General features: G+C 59.7%; 17 protein-coding genes and 1 pseudogene. 12 read left to right on the forward strand and 6 right to left on the reverse strand.

All coding sequences use genetic code 11. The annotated features are described in order from the left end of the window. Nucleotides 1–2: 2 nt before the first annotated feature. The 5 genes and pseudogenes from lpxH (at nucleotide 3) to mnmH (ending at nucleotide 3,865) form a co-directional block, all read left to right on the forward strand. Nucleotides 3–725 (forward strand): UDP-2,3-diacylglucosamine diphosphatase, encoded by a 723-nt coding sequence (gene lpxH / locus ABLU67_RS09910; RefSeq protein ID WP_025107126.1) that lies wholly within the window; start codon nucleotides 3–5, stop codon nucleotides 723–725. Between the two features lie 38 nt (nucleotides 726–763). After that, a pseudogene (locus tag ABLU67_RS09915) lies at nucleotides 764–853 on the forward strand (hypothetical protein); the annotation flags it as partial. Between the two features lie 153 nt (nucleotides 854–1,006). Beyond that, the gene (gene purE, locus ABLU67_RS09920) at nucleotides 1,007–1,516 is read left to right on the forward strand and encodes a 5-(carboxyamino)imidazole ribonucleotide mutase (RefSeq protein WP_004130058.1); all 510 of its coding nucleotides are present in this window, start codon (nucleotides 1,007–1,009) and stop codon (nucleotides 1,514–1,516) included. Then, nucleotides 1,513–2,580 carry a 5-(carboxyamino)imidazole ribonucleotide synthase gene (purK, locus tag ABLU67_RS09925; RefSeq protein WP_014228235.1) on the forward strand — a complete coding sequence of 356 codons (1,068 nt, stop codon included), beginning with the start codon at nucleotides 1,513–1,515 and terminating at the stop codon, nucleotides 2,578–2,580. The genes purE and purK overlap by 4 nt, the downstream gene beginning before the upstream one ends. A gap of 205 nt (nucleotides 2,581–2,785) precedes the next feature. Continuing rightward, entirely contained in the window at nucleotides 2,786–3,865 is a 1,080-nt protein-coding gene (gene mnmH / locus ABLU67_RS09930; RefSeq protein ID WP_154919359.1) for a tRNA 2-selenouridine(34) synthase MnmH, read from the forward strand. 117 nt (nucleotides 3,866–3,982) lie between these two features. Here mnmH and ABLU67_RS09935 read toward each other — a convergent pair whose 3' ends face one another. Next, entirely contained in the window at nucleotides 3,983–5,128 is a 1,146-nt protein-coding gene (locus ABLU67_RS09935) for a porin (protein WP_004130005.1), read from the reverse strand. 209 nt (nucleotides 5,129–5,337) lie between these two features. Between ABLU67_RS09935 and ABLU67_RS09940 the strand changes: the two genes are divergently transcribed. Further along, nucleotides 5,338–5,646, forward strand: a complete 309-nt coding sequence (locus ABLU67_RS09940; RefSeq protein WP_014228233.1) for a monooxygenase — start codon at nucleotides 5,338–5,340, stop codon at nucleotides 5,644–5,646. A 123-nt stretch (nucleotides 5,647–5,769) separates the two neighbouring features. Here ABLU67_RS09940 and ybbP read toward each other — a convergent pair whose 3' ends face one another. Next, a complete protein-coding gene (gene ybbP / locus ABLU67_RS09945) occupies nucleotides 5,770–8,187 on the reverse strand; it encodes a putative ABC transporter permease subunit YbbP (RefSeq protein WP_201993812.1) in 2,418 nt (805 codons plus the stop codon). Then, complete coding sequence (ybbA, locus tag ABLU67_RS09950) at nucleotides 8,184–8,870, reverse strand: putative ABC transporter ATP-binding protein YbbA (RefSeq protein WP_004099723.1); 687 nt, start codon at nucleotides 8,868–8,870, stop codon at nucleotides 8,184–8,186. The genes ybbP and ybbA overlap by 4 nt, the downstream gene beginning before the upstream one ends. On the opposite strand from ybbA, the gene tesA reads away from it, so the two are divergent. The 3 genes from tesA (at nucleotide 8,841) to ABLU67_RS09965 (ending at nucleotide 11,179) form a co-directional block, all read left to right on the forward strand. Continuing rightward, a complete protein-coding gene (gene tesA, locus ABLU67_RS09955; protein ID WP_014228230.1) occupies nucleotides 8,841–9,464 on the forward strand; it encodes a multifunctional acyl-CoA thioesterase I/protease I/lysophospholipase L1 in 624 nt (207 codons plus the stop codon). The two genes, ybbA and tesA, sit on opposite strands and share 30 nt — an antisense overlap. Next, on the forward strand, nucleotides 9,454–10,263 hold the full coding sequence (locus ABLU67_RS09960) for an SDR family oxidoreductase (protein WP_165795137.1): 810 nt from the start codon (nucleotides 9,454–9,456) through the stop codon (nucleotides 10,261–10,263). The genes tesA and ABLU67_RS09960 overlap by 11 nt, the downstream gene beginning before the upstream one ends. A 61-nt stretch (nucleotides 10,264–10,324) precedes the next feature. Then, nucleotides 10,325–11,179: a co-chaperone YbbN gene (locus ABLU67_RS09965; protein WP_014228228.1), complete on the forward strand. Its 855-nt coding sequence runs from the start codon at nucleotides 10,325–10,327 to the stop codon at nucleotides 11,177–11,179. Between the two features lie 108 nt (nucleotides 11,180–11,287). Here ABLU67_RS09965 and fetB read toward each other — a convergent pair whose 3' ends face one another. Beyond that, on the reverse strand, nucleotides 11,288–12,070 hold the full coding sequence (gene fetB / locus ABLU67_RS09970) for an iron export ABC transporter permease subunit FetB (RefSeq protein ID WP_004129987.1): 783 nt from the start codon (nucleotides 12,068–12,070) through the stop codon (nucleotides 11,288–11,290). After that, nucleotides 12,057–12,737 (reverse strand): iron ABC transporter ATP-binding protein FetA, encoded by a 681-nt coding sequence (gene fetA / locus ABLU67_RS09975; RefSeq protein ID WP_025107131.1) that lies wholly within the window; start codon nucleotides 12,735–12,737, stop codon nucleotides 12,057–12,059. The genes fetB and fetA overlap by 14 nt, the downstream gene beginning before the upstream one ends. Before the next feature lie 136 nt (nucleotides 12,738–12,873). Between fetA and ABLU67_RS09980 the strand changes: the two genes are divergently transcribed. Together ABLU67_RS09980 and ABLU67_RS09985 are read left to right on the forward strand one after the other, a co-directional pair. Further along, nucleotides 12,874–13,791, forward strand: coding sequence for an SPFH domain-containing protein (locus ABLU67_RS09980; RefSeq protein ID WP_004129981.1), 918 nt, complete (start codon nucleotides 12,874–12,876; stop codon nucleotides 13,789–13,791). After that, nucleotides 13,788–14,252, forward strand: a complete 465-nt coding sequence (locus tag ABLU67_RS09985; RefSeq protein ID WP_032748316.1) for an NfeD family protein — start codon at nucleotides 13,788–13,790, stop codon at nucleotides 14,250–14,252. The genes ABLU67_RS09980 and ABLU67_RS09985 overlap by 4 nt, the downstream gene beginning before the upstream one ends. Here ABLU67_RS09985 and cueR read toward each other — a convergent pair. Then, nucleotides 14,249–14,659, reverse strand: coding sequence for a Cu(I)-responsive transcriptional regulator (gene cueR / locus ABLU67_RS09990; RefSeq protein ID WP_032727891.1), 411 nt, complete (start codon nucleotides 14,657–14,659; stop codon nucleotides 14,249–14,251). The two genes, ABLU67_RS09985 and cueR, sit on opposite strands and share 4 nt — an antisense overlap. Before the next feature lie 106 nt (nucleotides 14,660–14,765). On the opposite strand from cueR, the gene copA reads away from it, so the two are divergent. Then, nucleotides 14,766–17,267: a copper-exporting P-type ATPase CopA gene (copA, locus tag ABLU67_RS09995; protein ID WP_348852282.1), complete on the forward strand. Its 2,502-nt coding sequence runs from the start codon at nucleotides 14,766–14,768 to the stop codon at nucleotides 17,265–17,267. The last annotated feature ends 54 nt before the right edge of the window (nucleotides 17,268–17,321 follow it).

A 17,321-nucleotide genomic window follows, 5' to 3' on the forward strand; every position in this document is an offset into this window, starting at 1 on the left:
TCGTGGCGACACTTTTTATTGCGGATTTGCATCTGCAAACGGAAGAACCGGCGATTACCGCCGGTTTTCTGCGCTTTTTACAGGGGGAAGCCCGCAGGGCGGACGCCCTGTATATCCTCGGCGATCTCTTTGAAGCCTGGATCGGCGATGACGATCCTAACCCGCTGCATCGGCAAATCGCCTCAGCGCTCAAAGCGCTGGCCGATTCCGGCGTCCCCTGCTACTTCCTTCACGGCAACCGCGACTTTCTCGTCGGCAAGCGCTTTGCCCGCGAAAGCGCGATGACCCTGCTGCCGGAAGAGAAGCTTCTCGACCTCTACGGGCGCAAGGTGCTGATTATGCACGGCGACACCCTCTGCACCGACGATGCAGGCTATCTGGCGTTTCGCGCGAAAGTTCACAATCCCTGGATCCAGCGCCTGTTTCTGGCCCTGCCGCTGTTTATCCGCCGCCGTATCGCCGCCAGAATGCGCGCCGACAGCAAAGCGGCCAACAGCAGCAAGTCGATGGAAATTATGGATGTGAATCCCCAGGCGGTCGTTGACGTCATGGAGAAACATCGCGTTCAGTGGCTGATTCACGGGCATACGCACCGCCCCGCCGTCCACCCGCTAGAAGCCAACGGCCAGACCGCGTACCGCGTGGTGCTCGGCGCCTGGCATAGCCAGGGCTCTATGGTCAAAGTGACGCCAGAAGACGTTGAGCTGATTCATTTTCCTTTCTAGCCCCCGGCAAGGGCTGATTCTTTATTTTCCGCGATTTATCCGGGCCGCACGATGAGCGCGTTGTGCAAATCTACCTGCTGGTGATGGGCATTCTTATGCTGACCCGGGGACGGGGGCTGGTTTTACTTTTTGCCCGCTCATAACCGGAGCGTTTCATCGAATACCGACAACACAAAGGCGGCTGGCCATGCGCACGCAACCGTTTTCCTTGCCGGGAGTTCATGCTATTCTCTGTGGCCTCTAAAGCAGTGTGAAACACACCCACAGGAGTTTTAAGACGCATGTCTTCCCGCAATAATTCGGCGCGTATCGCCATCGTGATGGGGTCCAAAAGCGACTGGGCTACCATGCAGTTTACCGCAGAAATCCTTGATGCCCTGAACGTTCCGTACCATGTCGAAGTGGTCTCCGCCCACCGCACGCCCGATAAACTGTTCAGCTTCGCCGAAGGCGCGGAAGAAAACGGTTTTCAGGTGATTATTGCCGGTGCCGGCGGCGCGGCGCACCTGCCGGGCATGATTGCGGCGAAAACGCTGGTGCCGGTGTTAGGCGTGCCGGTTCAGAGCGCGGCACTGAGCGGCGTAGACAGCCTCTACTCCATCGTCCAGATGCCGCGCGGCATCCCGGTGGGTACGCTGGCCATCGGCAAAGCCGGGGCCGCCAACGCCGCCCTGCTGGCGGCGCAGATCCTCGCCCAGCACGATGCGGAACTGCACCAGCGCCTCAGCGCCTGGCGTCAGGCGCAAACCGATGACGTGCTGGATAACCCGGATCCGCGGGGTGCGGCATGAAGCAGGTTTGCGTTCTCGGCAACGGTCAGCTAGGCCGGATGCTGCGCCAGGCCGGCGAGCCGCTGGGTATTGCGGTCTGGCCGGTCGGTCTGGAAGCCGACCCGGAAGCGGTGCCGGTACAGCAAAGCGTGATTACCGCAGAGATTGAACGCTGGCCGGAAACAGCGCTGACCCGCGAGCTGGCGCGTCATTCCGCCTTCGTTAACCGCGACGTTTTCCCGATAATCGCCGACCGCCTGACGCAAAAGCAGCTGTTCGATAAGCTAGCGCTCGCCACCGCGCCGTGGCAGCTTCTGGCGGATAAAAGCGAATGGCCTGCGGTATTCGCCCGCCTCGGGGAGCTGGCTATCGTTAAGCGCCGCGTCGGCGGCTACGATGGCCGCGGCCAGTGGCGTTTGCGGGAAAATGAAACCGCGCAGCTGCCGGAGGATAACTACGGCGAGTGTATCGTTGAGCAGGGGATTAACTTCTCCGGCGAGGTGTCGCTGGTCGGCGCTCGCGCCCGGGACGGCAGCACGGTCTTCTATCCACTGACCCGCAACCTGCATCAGGACGGTATTTTACGCGCCAGCGTCGCTTTTCCGCAGGCCAACGCCCGCCAGCAGGCGCAGGCGGAGCAGATGCTGTCGGCGATCATGCATGAGCTGGGCTACGTTGGCGTGATGGCGATGGAGTGTTTCGTCACCGCTGATGGCCTGCTGATTAACGAACTGGCACCTCGCGTGCACAACAGCGGCCACTGGACGCAAAACGGCGCCTCCATTAGCCAGTTCGAGCTGCATCTGCGGGCGATTACCGATCTGCCGCTGCCGCCGCCGGTGGTGAACAGCCCGTCGGTGATGATCAACCTGATCGGTACCGATCTGAACTATGACTGGCTGAAGCTGCCGCTGGTGCATCTGCACTGGTACGACAAAGAGGTACGTCCGGGTCGTAAAGTCGGCCACCTGAACCTGACCGACAGCGATACCGACCGCCTGAGCGCGACGCTGGAAGCGCTGAAGCCGCTGCTGCCGCCGGAATATGCCAGCGGTATCTTCTGGGCGCAGGCGCAGCTGGCGTAATCCTCTCTCCTTTATCCCGGCTTGCGGCGCGCTGCGCCTTAGCCGGGCTACCCAACTTGCCAGCCCCACGGATGCTTAAATCCAGCCATTCCTGACGCTATTCAGCGATACACCGTGAAAAATCAATTCAGCAGGGCGCTCACCGCGTACAATAGAGGAATTATCGCGTCGAGCGACGCGTCTGAATGGCTTAACGGTTTAAATGATGGAATTAGTACCACAGAATATTCGGCAGATTCTCGCCAGCGATACGCCGCTGATTGACGTACGCGCCCCGGTTGAATTCAGGCAAAGCGCCATGCCCGCGGCGATCAACCTGCCGCTGATGAACGATGACGAGCGCGCCGCCGTCGGCACCTGCTATAAGCGTCAGGGGCCGGACGCCGCCCTCGCGCTGGGCCATCAGCTGGTCAACGGCGAGATTCGCGCCCGCCGCCTCGCCGCCTGGAAAGAGGCCTGCGCGCGCTATCCCGAGGGCTACCTGTGCTGCGCTCGCGGCGGCCAGCGTTCACATATCGTCCAGCAGTGGCTGAAGGAAGCGGGCGTGGATTACCCGCTGATCGTCGGCGGCTACAAAGCGCTGCGCCAGGCGGCGATACAGCTTACCGAAGAGCTGGTGCAGCGCCCTATCGTGCTGATCGGCGGCTGTACCGGTAACGGTAAAACCCAGCTGGTCGGCGCTCAACCGGACGGTATCGATCTCGAAGGGCTCGCCCATCACCGCGGCTCTTCATTTGGCCGAACCCTGCAGGAGCAGCATCAGCAGGCAACCTTTGAAAATCACCTGGCCGTGGCAATGCTCAAAAAGTCAGGGCAGCAGACGCGCTGGGTGCTGGAGGATGAAGGGCATATGATTGGCGCCAATCACCTGCCGGAGTGCATGCGCCTTCGCATGGCGCAGTCGCCGCTGGCGGTGGTGGAAGATCCGTTCGCTGTCCGTCTTGAACGGCTGCGGGAAGAGTATTTTGCGCGCATGCATCATGATTTCCTGGCGGCCTACGGCGAAGACCAAGGCTGGCAGGCGTATAGCGAATATCTGCATCATGGTCTGTTCGCAATCCGCCGCCGCCTCGGGTTACAGCGTTTTGCCCAGCTCACCGCCCGGCTTGATGAAGCCCTGCTTGAGCAGCAGCGAACCGCCAGCACCGAAGCCCACTTCAGCTGGCTGGTTCCCCTGCTGAACGAGTATTACGATCCGATGTACCGCTACCAGCTCGGCAAAAAAGCGGAGAAGATTATTTTTCGCGGCAGCTGGCAGGACGTCGCCGCCTGGCTGGCGGAGTAATCACATCCTCTCTTGTCCCGGCTTGCGGCGTAAATGCCTTAGCCGGGCTACGGGTCCGCAGACGGCGGTGAACCTGTAGCCCCGCTAAGCGCAGCGTCACCGGGGAAGTGTCAGCGCTTAGAAGTCGTAGCGCAGACGCACCAGGTTCATATCGCCCAGGTTGTCGGTGCTCGACGTGAAGACGTGTTCATAGTCAACGCGGAAACCATAATCCAGCTGGAAGCTCACGCCGACGCCGTTATCAATCCGCTGATAGTTGCGGCCGTTCACGTACTGCAGGCGGTCGCCCATAAAGTACGGCTGAATGGATTTCACCGCATACTGACCAATCGGGAATTTATAACCGGCAAAGTACTCAATACCCCAGGCATCGCCCGCGAAGTAGTTATGAACATCGGTTTTTTTGGTGGTCAGGAAGTTCTGATACCAGCCGCCGCCGAAGGAGAAGGTCCAGTTATCCGGCGTCCAGCTTAGCGCGGTACCGACGATATTCTGATCGTATGATTTGCTGTCTGAACTGGAGGGGTTACGCATATCGGCGCGGGTATAGTTCCACGCTGCGCCCCAGGTCAAATCCTTCATGATGTGGTAATCGGCGCCGATGGAGCCGCCGCCTTTACGCTTGTAGCGCAGGCCGTTGCCCGGCAGATATTCGCTGTCCTCAAACAGATAAGAGGCGTAAAGATCGACATCGCCAACGGTTTTCTTATATTTCAGCATATTGCGTGAGCGATAGGAGCCATCGTAGTCGCCGTTGATGCCGTTACCCGGCGCCTGGCCTATCATGTCGTAATCCCAGATATCGGTTTTTACCCCAACCACGTCGTAATAAACGCTGTTCTGCTGACCGTAGGTTAACGTCCCCCAGGTATCGCTTTTCAGGCCGGTATAGAGCATACGGCGGCTGGTGTTATTCGCGCCTTCGGCGTAGTGGTTATCCCAGTCGAAAAGCGCCGGAATATTGACGCCCAGCTCGTAGTAGCTGATCCAGCTAATATCATCGAACAGATAGTAGTCGGCGGCGAAGCGGAAACGGGTACCGCCATCGAAACCGTTACGTTTATAAGAGCCTTTGTCTCCGTCGCCGGACATCATGTTGAACTGGGGACGGATACTCCCGCCGACGGTGAAATTAAGCCGGCTTAACGGATCGCCCGCCTGCGGATCTTGTTTTAAAAGCGTAATTTCCGCCTGGGATGCAAAAGAGGTTAACGCCAGGGCTGCGCCGATCGTTATCGCCAGCGCTTTTATTTTATGTGCCATACTTTTTCCTTGATTAATAAGCAACCTTATATTTGCCAGTTGAATATTAACTGCGATCGAGTATGGCGTGTTGTTGAGTTTTTAATGTTTCGTGCGGTTAAAAATCAGTGACTTACCATTTTGTGCCGTTAAAAAAACTGTGGTTATCTTTTCATCGTCATGTCATTAAAATGGTCTATTACCGCGCAAACATCATCCATGGAGGAAGTATGTCGAAAAAACTACTGCAGCTGCACTTTGCCTTTAACGGTCCCTTCGGCAGCGAGATGTCCCGTCAGCTCGTGGAGCTGGCCGAGTCCATCAATCAGGAGCCGGGGTTTATCTGGAAGGTCTGGACGGAAAGCGAAAAAAATCAGGAGGCGGGCGGGATCTATCTTTTTGCGAATGAAGAAACCGCGCTCGCTTATCTCAACAAGCACACCGCGCGCCTGAAATCTCTCGGCGTAAACGAGGTTATCTGCAAAATTTTCGATGTTAATGAGCCGCTCACCGCGCTAAACCACGGTCATCTGCAATAGCAACGCGCATCCGTACCGGGTAACCCCCCGGGTTGCGGCTGACGCCTTACCCGGGCTACTTTCCCGCATACAGTGAAACCCCCGGGTGGCGGATAACGCCTTACCCGGGCTACATAGCTAACCCTATCCCTGACTAAACTGGCGGAACAGCGCCTTACCTTTCAGCAGACGCAGCCCCAGCCAGCCGCCGCACAGCGACAGCAGTATCGCCCCGCACAGCGGCAGCATCACCCACAGCCGCCAGTCCGGAGACCACGGGAAGTCAAAGATTTTGCTTTGCAGCAGCGCCAGCGCCACCTCAGCGCCAATCGCCGCCACGACGCCGGACACCACGCCCAGCAGCGCGAACTCCGCCCACAGCGTGGTGCGCAGCAGAGACTTCCCGGCCCCCAGCGTGCGCCAGACCACCAGCTCCTGATAACGCTGACGCATCCCGACCTGTACCTGCGCCAGCAGCAGCAAAACGCCGCAGGCGGTGACCAGAATCACCATTACCTCAAGCGCGCGGCTTACCTGGGTCAGCACCTGGCCAATCTGCTGCAAAATCGCGCCGATATCCAGCAGGCTGACGGTGGGGAATTCGCGGTTGAGCTGCGTCAGCATCCCGTTGCCGTTATCCCAGCGGAAGCTGGTCAGCCAGCTTTGCGGCTGGCCGTCGAGCGCCCCCTGCGGGAAGATAAAGAAGAAGTTCGGCCGCAGGCTCTCCCAGTCGACTTTACGCACGCTGGACACCTTCGCGCTAAAGTCCTGAGTATCCCCGGTAAAGGTCACGCTATCGCCGAGCTTGACGCCCAGACGCTGCGCCAGCCCCTCTTCAATCGACACCTCGCCCGACTTCGGCGGCCAGCTACCGGCAACCAGCGGATTATGATCCGGACGCTCGCGGCTCCAGGTGAGGTTAAGCTCCCGGTTCAGGGCTTCATCTTTATTGCCCTCCGTCACCTGACCGTTAATTTGCGTCAGGCGGGCGCGCACGATGGGGTAGAACTCGGTGGCGCGGGTCTGATGTTCGGTGAGGAAGGTTTTCACCGGCACCACCTGCTCCGGCGCAATGTTAATCAGGAAATAGTTAGGACTTTCCGGCGGCAGCTGCTGCTGCCAGCGGTCAAGCAGATCGCCGCGCAGCACCAGCAGCAGCGCCAGCAGCATAAACGACAGCGAAAAGGCCGCCAGCTGGCTCAGGGTCGACCACGGCTGACGCAGCAGACGGTTCACCGCCAGGCGCAGCGGCAGCGCTTTTAACGTCAAACGCTTCAGTAGCCACAGAACGCCCCATCCCGCCAGGCCGCACAGCAGCGCCAGCACCACGGCGCCCGCCAGCACCGCCCATAGCAGGGGGCTGCCGCCCATCAGCAGCGCCAGCAGGGCTACCACCACCGCGCACACCACTGGAATATAGATCGTCAGCGGCCAGACGTTGGCGACGACATCCTGGCGCAGCACCCGCAGCGGCAGCGTCGCCAGCAGCAGTCTATAAGGACGCAGCCCGACCAGCAGGGAAATCACCACCATCGCGCCGATCGCCCACAGCCACGGCCAGCCGCTCGCCGCCGGCAGCGCCGCCGGGAGCACCGGCTTAAGCATCAGCAGCAGAATATGCTCCAGCCCGACGCCCATCGCCCCGCCGGCAACCACCGCCAGCGCCAGCAGCATCAGCCACTGGCCGACAATCAGCTTGCGCAGCTGCGCCCGCCCGGCGCCGAGGGTTTTAAGGATCGCCACCAGATCGTAACGACTGCGGCAGTAATGACTCATCGCCACCGCCACCGCGGCGACCGCCAGCAGCAGCGTTAACAGCGCCGACAGCAGCAAAAACTGCTGCGAGCGCTCCAGCGATTTACCCAGCGCGCTGTCATCCTGCTCCAGGCCGATCCAGCGATGTTCAGGCCCCAGCTTCGGCAGCAGCCACTTTTCGTAGTCCGCCAGCTGCTGCGGGGTTCCGGCATACTTATAGCGCCAGGAGACGCGGCTCCCGGGCTGCACCGCGCCGGTTTTCGCCACGTCTGCGGTATTCATCATCAGCCGCGGCGCCATCTGGAAGGGGTTAAATCCGGCATCCGGCTCCTGTATCACCTCGCCGGCAATGCGCAGCGTGGCGTCGCCCACGTCGATGGTGTCGCCGGTTTTCAGATTCAGCAGCGCCATTAATCGCGGCGCCAGCAGCACGGTGCCGGCGTGCGGCTTCAGCCCCGGCGGCTGGGTCTGCAGCTGACCATATAGCGGATAGGTGTCGTCAACCGCTTTGACGTCCGCCAGCTGCGGCGTATCGCCGGAAAACGTCATAGTGGCGAAGCTCAGCTGTTCGCCGACGGTTAAACCAAGGCGACGCGCTTCGTCAATCCATGCGCCTGGGACTTCGCGCGAGCTGCGCAGCGTGCGGTCGCCGGCCATAAATTCCCGGCTCTGCTGGCTGAGTCCTTTCTCCATGCGGTCGCTTATCGAGCCCAGCGCCAGCACGCAGGCCACCGCCAGGCTCAGCGCCAGCCAGACGATCAGCAGCGACGGCGAGCGCCATTCGCGCCAGAACCAGCGGGCGATCATGCTTCCTCCCGCAGCTGGCCATCCACCAGCCTCAGCCGTCGGTCGCAGCGCGCCGCCAGCAGCGGGTCGTGGGTGACGAGGATCAGCGTGGTGCCGTGCTCGCGGTTCAGCGAGAACAGCAGGTCGGCGATTTTATCCCCGGTGTGACGGTCGAGGTTGCCGGTGGGTTCATCGGCGAACAGCAGCTCCGGGCGGCCGTTAAACGCGCGCGCCAGCGCGACCCGCTGCTGCTCGCCGCCGGAAAGCTGTACCGGCAGATGGTGCAGGCGCTTACCCAGCCCCAGTTGCTCCAGCAGTGCCCGGGCGCTGCCGCGGCTCTGGCTATCGCTTTCGCCGCGCAGCAGCGCCGGAAGCTCGACGTTTTCCAGCGCATTGAGGGTGGGTATCAGCATAAAGGATTGAAACACAAAGCCGACGTGCTTTGCGCGCAGCTTCGCCCGCGCCTCTTCGTCCATCTGATGCAGCGGTTGTCCGAGCAGCGAGACCTCCCCGCTGCTGCCATCGTCCAGCCCGGCGAGGATCGCCAGCAGCGTTGATTTACCGGACCCCGACTCGCCAATCAGGGCGATGGTCTGCCCCTGTTTGACAACCAGCTCAACTCCGGTAAGGATGGAAAGCTGATGCTCACCCTGACCGACGGATTTCTTAAGATGATGAACTTCAAGTATGTTTTCCGCTGGCATTTGCCTTTCCTGTTTCTGGTCCTGTTTACCTGCCGCGCGATGGCGGCCGACACGCTGTTGGTTCTCGGCGACAGTCTGAGCGCCGGTTATCGCATGGCGGGCAATACCGCCTGGCCTGCGCTGCTTAACGATAAGTGGCAGACCAAAACGCCGGTGGTTAACGCCAGCATCAGCGGCGATACCTCGCAGCAGGGGCTGGCAAGGCTGCCGGCTCTGCTTAAGCAGCATCAGCCGCGCTGGGTGCTGGTAGAGCTGGGCGGTAACGACGGGCTGCGCGGTTTCCCGCCGCAGCAGACGGAGCAGACGCTGCGTACCATTATTGAGCATATCAAAGCGGCGAACGCCCAGCCGCTGCTGATGCAAATTCGCCTGCCCGCCAACTATGGCCGCCGTTATAATGAAGCCTTTAGCGCAATTTATCCGGCACTGGCCAAAGAGTTTGATATTCCTCTGCTGCCCTTTTTTATGGAAGAGGTTTATCTGAAACCGCAGTGGATGCAGGACGATGGAATTCACCCTAATCGCGACGCCCAGCCGTTTATCGCCGACTGGATGGCGACGCGTTTGGCTCCCTTAGTTAATCATGACTCCTGATAACAGCGAGTCATTTGCAGGTAAAGTTATGCAAAAATCGGTTTTAGTTACAGGATGTTCCAGCGGAATTGGTCTTGAAAGCGCCCTTGATTTAAAGCGCCAGGACTTTAACGTGCTGGCCGCCTGCCGCAAAGCGGAAGATGTCGCACGGATGCAGGAGCTGGGGCTGACCGGTGTGTTGCTGGATCTTGACGATCCGCAGAGCGTTGAACGCGCCGCCGCCGAGGTGATTGCCCTGACCGACAACCGCCTGTACGGCCTGTTTAACAACGCGGGCTACGGCGTCTACGGCCCGCTGCCGACCATCAGCCGCCAGCAGATGGAGCAGCAGTTTTCCGCCAACTTTTTCGGCGTCCATCAGCTAACGATGCTGCTGCTTCCGGCAATGGAGCCGCACGGCGAAGGGCGTATTGTGATGACCTCATCGGTGATGGGAATTATCTCCAGCCCCGGCCGCGGCGCCTATGCCGCCAGCAAATTCGCGCTGGAAGCCTGGTCAGACGCGCTGCGCATGGAGCTGCGCCACAGCGGAATTAAGGTCATCCTGATTGAGCCGGGCCCGATCCACACCCGCTTCACCAACAACGTCAACCAGACCCAGACCGATAAGCCGGTGGAAAACCCCGGCATCGCCGCCCGCTTTACTCTCGGGCCGGAAGCGGTGGTGGAAAAAGTGCGCCATGCTTTTGTCAGCGATAAACCGAAGCTGCGCTACCGGGTCACTCTGGTGGCGCATGCGGTCGCCCTGCTGAAACGCCTGCTGCCGACCCGCGCGATGGACAAAATTATCCAGGGCTAAGTTGAAGCGCCTGCCGTCGCCCCCATATATCTATACAAATATCGATTAAAGAGACTTGCTCATGTCCGCACAGAATATTGTCAATATTACCGAAGCTAACCTACACCAGACGCTACAGCAGTCCGCGACAACGCCGGTGCTGTTCTATTTCTGGTCCGCGCGCAGCCAACATTGCGAGCAGTTGACGCCGGTACTGGAGAGCCTCGCCGCCCAGTACAACGGCCTGTTTACCCTCGCTAAAGTTGACTGCGATGCCGAACAAATGCTGGCTTCGCAGTTTGGCCTGCGCGCAATCCCTACGGTTTACCTGTTCCAGAACGGTCAGCCGGTCGACGGCTTCGAAGGCCCGCAGCCGGAAGAAGCGGTGCGCGCGCTGCTGGATAAGTTCCTGCCGCGCGAAGAGGAGCTCAAAGCGCAGCAGGCGCTGGCGCTGATGGAGGAAGAGAACTACGCCGAAGCGCTGCCGCTGCTGAAAGACGCCTGGCAACTGTCGAACCAGGAGAGCCAGATTGGCCTGCTGCTGGCGGAAACGCTGATTGCCCTCCACCGTTCCGATGAAGCGGAAACGGTGCTGAAAACCGTGCCGCTGCAGGATCAGGATACCCGCTATCAGGGACTGGTGGCGCAGATCGAGCTGCTGAAAAAAGCCGCCGACACGCCGGAAATTCAGCAGCTGCAGCAGCAGGTAGAGCAGAACCCGGAAGACGCGGCGCTGGCCTCCCAGCTGGCATTACAGCTGCATCAGGTTGGGCGTAACGAAGAGGCGCTGGCGCTGCTGTTCAGCCATCTGCAAAAAGATTTAGGCGCCGGAAACGGCGAGGTTCGCAAGCTGCTGCAGGAGATCCTCTCCGCCCTCGGCACCGGTGACGCGCTGGCCGCGAAGTACCGCCGCCAGCTCTACTCTCTGCTTTATTAATCGTAAAAAACCCGGCTCGCGCTGCGCTTAGCCGGGCTACAGGTTACCCGCCGTCAGCGGGACGGTAGCCCGGACAGGCGCGTTCAGCGCCGCCTCCGGGGAAAAAACTTACGCGCGTTTTTTCAGCTGAGTCACCACCAGCTGATGGCGAGCATTAAAGAACTTCAGGTAGGTCAGATACCCGGCGATAATCGTTGACAGGCTGGCAGTCGACAGCAGCATAAACGTCACCATAATCTGGTACTTAATCGCTTTTACCGGATCAATCCCGGCGAAAATCAGCCCCGACATCATCCCCGGCAGGCTCACCAGCCCCACCGTTTTCGCCGAATCTACCGTCGGGATCAGCGCGGCGCGAATGCTATCGCGGATAAGCCTTGCGGAAGCCATCTTCGGCGTCGCGCCCAGGCTCAGCTTCTCCTGGATCTGCTGCTGCTCGCTGCTGAAACGCTGCCCCATGTTGTTGTAGCACAGCCCGACCGCCACCATCGCGTTACCGGCCACCATCCCGGCAATCGGAATCACCTGCATCGGCACAAACGCAATCGATCCGGAAAAAACCAGCACCGCCAGGGTTAATCCGGCGCCGGTGGTTATCGCGATAAACGAAGAAACAAAGGCTTTATCGATATATTTGCTGCGCTTTTTCGCATTCCACGCCGCGTTAAAGCAGATAAACAGCACCATCAGCAGCGTCAGCACGGCGTGATTAACGTTAAAGATATATTTCAGCACGTAGCCGACGATAATCAGTTGCACAATCGCCCGGCAGATACTCCAGATAATATCTTTTTCCAGCGCCAGCTTTTCCCGGTAGCTGACCACGATCGCCACCAGCACCAGAACCATGGAGAGCGCCAGCGATTCGTTAGTAATATTATGCCCGTTCATTTTTTTTCTCCTCCTGCGCTTTTCCGCCGGCAGGCTCGAGCGTGATCACTTCATCCGCATGGGCAATTTCATTGCTATCGTGAGTGACCCACAGAACGGCGATATTTTTTTCGGTCGTGTAGCGATGGATAATCTCATTCACGTTTTTTTTATTGCTCTCGTCCAGCGCGCTGGTAATTTCATCGAGCAGCAGCACCTGCGGTAAAAACTGCAGATTGCGAATCAACGAAACGCGCTGCTTTTCCCCGCCCGAAAGTTCATTGATTGACTTTTCCAGCGTATTCTCCGCCAGCCCGAAGCGCAGCAGATCGGCCACCAGCGCCTTAGGATCCGGCTGTTGATGACGGATCTGCCACGGGAAGACCAGGTTGTCATACACTGAATCGCCGAACAGCGCCGGGGTTTGCGCGCAGTAGGAAACCTGCTGACGATAGGTTTCCGGCGTTAAGTCATTAATGTTTTTACCGGCGAAGAAAATGCTTCCCGCGGTGGGGCTCAGCAGCGAAGCGATTATTTTTAATAACGTGCTTTTTCCGCAGCCGGAAGGGCCGGTAATCAGCTTAAATTCCCCTGCCCTGAGCTGAAAACTCATCTCATTAAGGATGGTCACTCCATCGGCCTGAAAACCCACATTGTCCAGGCGCAAAATAGCGTTACTTTCGGTCATTATTATTCCCAGTTTTTCGACAACGCCTCTAGTTTACTCCACTTTTCTTTCACCCGGATGCGCGGAAAGATATACTCTGGTTAAACGCGCGCCACTCTCCCGGCGCATCAACAGGCAACAAGACAGGAGGTTTTTGATGCTGATTTTTATCCCCATTCTTATTTTCGTCGCGCTGGTTATCGTCGGAGCGGCGGTAAAAATCGTTCCTCAGGGCTACCAGTGGACGGTAGAGCGCTTTGGCCGCTATACGCAAACGCTGCAGCCGGGGATGAGCCTGGTGGTGCCCTTTATGGATCGTATCGGGCGCAAAATTAATATGATGGAGCAGGTGCTCGATATCCCTTCGCAGGAGGTGATTTCGCGCGATAACGCCAACGTCACCATTGATGCGGTGTGCTTTATTCAGGTTATCGACGCGCCGAAAGCCGCCTATGAAGTCAGCAACCTCGAGCTGGCGATTATCAACCTGACTATGACCAACATTCGTACCGTGCTGGGCTCCATGGAGCTGGACGAAATGCTCTCCCAGCGCGACAGCATCAACACCCGCCTGCTGCATATTGTCGATGAAGCGACCAACCCGTGGGGCATCAAAATCACCCGCGTTGAGATCCGCGACGTACGCCCGCCGGCGGAGCTTATCGCCTCAATGAACGCCCAGATGAAAGCCGAGCGCACCAAGCGCGCCTATATTCTTGAGGCCGAAGGGATACGTCAGGCGGAAATTTTAAAAGCCGAGGGCGAGAAGCAGTCGCAGATCCTCAAAGCCGAAGGCGAGCGTCAGTCGGCGTTTTTACAGGCAGAGGCGCGCGAACGTTCCGCGGAAGCCGAAGCGCGCGCTACGCAGATGGTCTCATCCGCTATCGCTTCCGGCGACATTCAGGCCATCAACTACTTTGTCGCGCAGAAATATACCGATGCGCTGCAGCAAATTGGCGCGGCCAACAACAGTAAAGTGGTGCTGATGCCGCTCGACGCCAGCAGCCTGATGGGCTCCATCGCCGGGATCGGCGAGCTGCTTAAAGAAGGCGCTGGCGCGCAGAAAAAATCATGATCGCGCTGATTCTCGCCCACCCGCATATTTTCTGGCTCAGCCTCGGCGGGCTGCTGCTGGCGGCGGAAATGCTCGGCGGCAACGGTTATCTGCTGTGGAGCGGCATTGCCGGCGTCGTAACCGGGCTGCTGGTCTGGATGCTGCCGTTGAGCTGGGAGTGGCAGGGTACGCTGTTTGCCGTCCTGACTCTGCTGGCGGCCTGGCTGTGGTCGCGCTGGCTACGTAACCGCGTTAAGCGCCAGAAGCCGGCGGACGCTCAGCTTAATCAGCGCGGGCAGCAGCTGCTTGGCCGCCGCTTTACGCTGGAAACGGCGCTGGTTAACGGCCGCGGACACGTCCGCGTGGGCGACAGTTCATGGCCGGTTATTGCCGATGACGACCTCGCGGCGGGCAGCAAGGTTGAAGTGGTCGCCGTCGAGGGGATTACGCTGCGGATCAGGGAGCTCCCTAACGGCCGCTAGGCCTGCACCTTGCGGTGACAGCAGCCCGAGAGATTATCGATGATCGGGCAATCCGCGCTGTCATCGCCGGGACAGGAGTCCGCCAGCGCCAGCAGCTGTGCACGCATGCCCTGCAGCTCGCTGATGTGGCGCTCAATCTCCGCGACTTTCTCCAGCGTCCGGCGTTTCACGTCGGCGCTGTGCCGCGAGGGATCGTTGAACAGGAATATCAGCTCGCGACACTCTTCCAGATTAAACCCCACCTGGCGCGCCTGGCGCAGCAGGGTCAGTTCATCCAGATGCTGCTGGCTGTAGCTGCGGTAGCCGTTTTCGCTACGCAGCGGCGGCGTCACCAGCCCCTTCTCCTCGTAAAAACGGATCGCTTTGCTGGTTAAGCCGGTCTTTTTCGCCACATCGCTAATATTCATCTTTCCCCCTTGACCTTCCCCTTGCTGGAAGGTTTAACCTTGCTAATACTCGATGAAAGAGTGTGTTCGGTCAATCATTAACCGGAAATTTATTCAGGAGTTATTTATGTCTAACACTATCGACCTCGCGCTTGATGGCCTCTCCTGCGGCCACTGCGTTAAACGGGTGAAAGAGAGCCTGGAGCAGCGTCCCGACGTTGAGCAAGCGGAAGTCACCGTTACCGAAGCCCACGTCACGGGCAGCGCCAGCGCGGAAGCGCTGATTGAGACCATTAAACAGGCCGGATACGGCGCGGAGCTCAGCCACCCAAAGGCTAAACCGCTGGCAGAATCATCAATCCCGCCGGAAGCGCTGACAGCGGCCACCACTGAGCTTCCGGCAGCCCGTGACGAAGATGACAGCCAGCAGCTGTTAATCAACGGCATGAGCTGCGCCAGCTGCGTATCCCGGGTACAACACGCGCTCGCCGCGGTGCCGGGCGTCTCGCAGGCGCGGGTCAACCTGGCGGAACGCACTGCGCTGGTGATGGGCAGCGCGTCCGCCGCAGAATTAGTCCAGGCCGTAGAGAAAGCGGGCTACGGCGCGGAAGCTATCGAAGACGACCTCGAACGCCGCGAGCGCCAGCAGGAAACCGCCGTCGCCACAATGAAGCGCTTCCGCTGGCAGGCTATCGTCGCCCTGCTGGTCGGTATCCCGGTCATGGGCTGGGGAATGATCGGCGACAATATGATGGTCAGCGATGATAACCGCTCCCTGTGGCTGGCTATCGGTGTTGTCACCCTGGCGGTGATGGTCTTTGCCGGCGGCCATTTCTACCGCAGCGCGTGGAAAAGCCTGAAAAACGGCACCGCGACCATGGATACGCTGGTGGCGCTGGGTACCGGCGTCGCCTGGCTCTATTCAATGAGCGTCAACCTGTGGCCGCAGTGGTTTCCGATGGAAGCCCGCCACCTTTATTATGAAGCCAGCGCGATGATTATCGGTCTGATTAACCTGGGCCATATGCTGGAAGCCCGCGCGCGCCAGCGCTCTTCGAAAGCGCTGGAAAAACTGCTCGATTTAACCCCGCCGTCAGCGAGGGTGGTCACCGACGAAGGCGAAAAAGATCTGCCGCTGGCTGAGGTTCAGGCGGGAATGATCCTGCGTCTGACCACCGGCGATCGCGTACCGGTCGACGGCGTCATTAGCCAGGGCGAAGCCTGGTTCGATGAAGCGATGCTCACCGGCGAGCCGGTGCCGCAGCAAAAAGGCGACGGTGACGCCGTTCATGCCGGGACCGTAGTGCAGGACGGCAGCGTACTGTTTACCGCCAGCGCCGTCGGCAGTCAAACCACCCTGGCGCGCATTATCCGCATGGTGCGCCAGGCGCAGAGCAGTAAACCTGAAATCGGCCAGCTGGCGGACAAAATCTCCGCCGTGTTCGTCCCGGCGGTTGTGGCGATAGCCCTGTTCAGCGCCGCGATCTGGTACTTTTTTGGCCCGGCGCCGCAAATTGTCTATACCCTGGTGATCGCCACCACGGTGCTGATTATCGCCTGTCCGTGCGCCCTGGGGCTGGCAACGCCGATGTCGATTATCTCCGGCGTGGGCCGCGCGGCGGAGTACGGCGTACTGGTGCGCGACGCCGATGCGCTGCAGCGCGCCAGCACTCTCGATACGCTGGTCTTTGATAAAACCGGTACCCTGACCGAGGGTAAACCGCAGGTGGTGGCGATAAAAACCTTTACCGCCATGGATGAGTCCACCGCTCTACGTCTGGCGGCGTCTCTGGAGCAAGGTTCCAGCCACCCGCTGGCGCGAGCCATTCTCGACAAAGCCGCGGACCAACGCCTGCCTGCGGTAGAAAACTTCCGCACGCTGCGCGGGCTGGGGGTCAGCGGCGAAGCCGAAGGCCGCCGTCTGCTGCTCGGCAACCAGGCGCTGCTTAATGAGCACAAGATTGCAACGGCTGAAATAGAAGACGACATGACCGCCCAGGCGTCACAGGGTGCCACGCCGGTGCTGCTGGCGGTAGATGGTCAGGCGGCGGCGCTGTTCGCCATCCGCGATCCGCTGCGCGAAGATAGCGTGGCGGCATTAGCCAGGCTGCACCGCCAGGGCTATCGTCTGGTGATGCTGACCGGAGATAACCCCACCACCGCCAACGCTATCGCCAAAGAGGCGGGCATTGATGAGGTGATTGCCGGGGTGCTGCCGGACGGGAAAGCCGATGCGATTAAGCGCCTGCAAAGCGAAGGGCATCAGGTGGCGATGATCGGCGACGGTATCAACGATGCGCCCGCGCTGGCGCAGGCCGATGTGGGGATCGCCATGGGCGGCGGCAGCGATGTCGCCATTGAGACGGCGGCGATTACCCTGATGCGCCATAGCCTGAACGGCGTTGCCGATGCGCTGGACATCGCCAAAGCCACGCTGCGTAATATGAAGCAGAACCTGCTGGGGGCATTTGTTTATAACTCGCTGGGCATTCCGATTGCCGCCGGGATTCTGTGGCCGCTGACCGGAACGCTGCTCAACCCGGTGGTAGCGGGCGCGGCCATGGCGCTCTCTTCGATTACCGTCGTGAGTAACGCCAACCGCCTGCTGCGCTATAAGCCCAAAGCATAAAGCAGCCTCTGGCGAGGGCAAAACAGGCTTCCCCTCGCCCCCTTAGGGAGAGGG

The sequence above is a fragment of the Klebsiella sp. GN_Kp190 genome, assembly GCF_040061795.1.
Classification (GTDB): Bacteria; Pseudomonadota; Gammaproteobacteria; order Enterobacterales; family Enterobacteriaceae; genus Klebsiella; species Klebsiella michiganensis.

Bases quoted from the DNA above. Each gene is read 5' to 3' on its own strand.
- tesA (WP_014228230.1), top strand. From the start codon at position 8,841: ATGAACTTCAAGTATGTTTTCCGCTGGCATTTGCCTTTCCTGTTTCTG.
- purE (WP_004130058.1), top strand. From the start codon at position 1,007: ATGTCTTCCCGCAATAATTCGGCGCGTATCGCCATCGTGATGGGGTCC.
- copA (WP_348852282.1), top strand. From the start codon at position 14,766: ATGTCTAACACTATCGACCTCGCGCTTGATGGCCTCTCCTGCGGCCAC.
- ybbP (WP_201993812.1), bottom strand. From the start codon at position 8,187: ATGATCGCCCGCTGGTTCTGGCGCGAATGGCGCTCGCCGTCGCTGCTG.
- ybbA (WP_004099723.1), bottom strand. From the start codon at position 8,870: ATGCCAGCGGAAAACATACTTGAAGTTCATCATCTTAAGAAATCCGTC.
- ABLU67_RS09980 (WP_004129981.1), top strand. From the start codon at position 12,874: ATGCTGATTTTTATCCCCATTCTTATTTTCGTCGCGCTGGTTATCGTC.
- ABLU67_RS09965 (WP_014228228.1), top strand. From the start codon at position 10,325: ATGTCCGCACAGAATATTGTCAATATTACCGAAGCTAACCTACACCAG.
- mnmH (WP_154919359.1), top strand. From the start codon at position 2,786: ATGGAATTAGTACCACAGAATATTCGGCAGATTCTCGCCAGCGATACG.
- ABLU67_RS09935 (WP_004130005.1), bottom strand. From the start codon at position 5,128: ATGGCACATAAAATAAAAGCGCTGGCGATAACGATCGGCGCAGCCCTG.
- purK (WP_014228235.1), top strand. From the start codon at position 1,513: ATGAAGCAGGTTTGCGTTCTCGGCAACGGTCAGCTAGGCCGGATGCTG.
- ABLU67_RS09940 (WP_014228233.1), top strand. From the start codon at position 5,338: ATGTCGAAAAAACTACTGCAGCTGCACTTTGCCTTTAACGGTCCCTTC.
- fetA (WP_025107131.1), bottom strand. From the start codon at position 12,737: ATGACCGAAAGTAACGCTATTTTGCGCCTGGACAATGTGGGTTTTCAG.
- ABLU67_RS09960 (WP_165795137.1), top strand. From the start codon at position 9,454: ATGACTCCTGATAACAGCGAGTCATTTGCAGGTAAAGTTATGCAAAAA.
- fetB (WP_004129987.1), bottom strand. From the start codon at position 12,070: ATGAACGGGCATAATATTACTAACGAATCGCTGGCGCTCTCCATGGTT.
- ABLU67_RS09985 (WP_032748316.1), top strand. From the start codon at position 13,788: ATGATCGCGCTGATTCTCGCCCACCCGCATATTTTCTGGCTCAGCCTC.
- cueR (WP_032727891.1), bottom strand. From the start codon at position 14,659: ATGAATATTAGCGATGTGGCGAAAAAGACCGGCTTAACCAGCAAAGCG.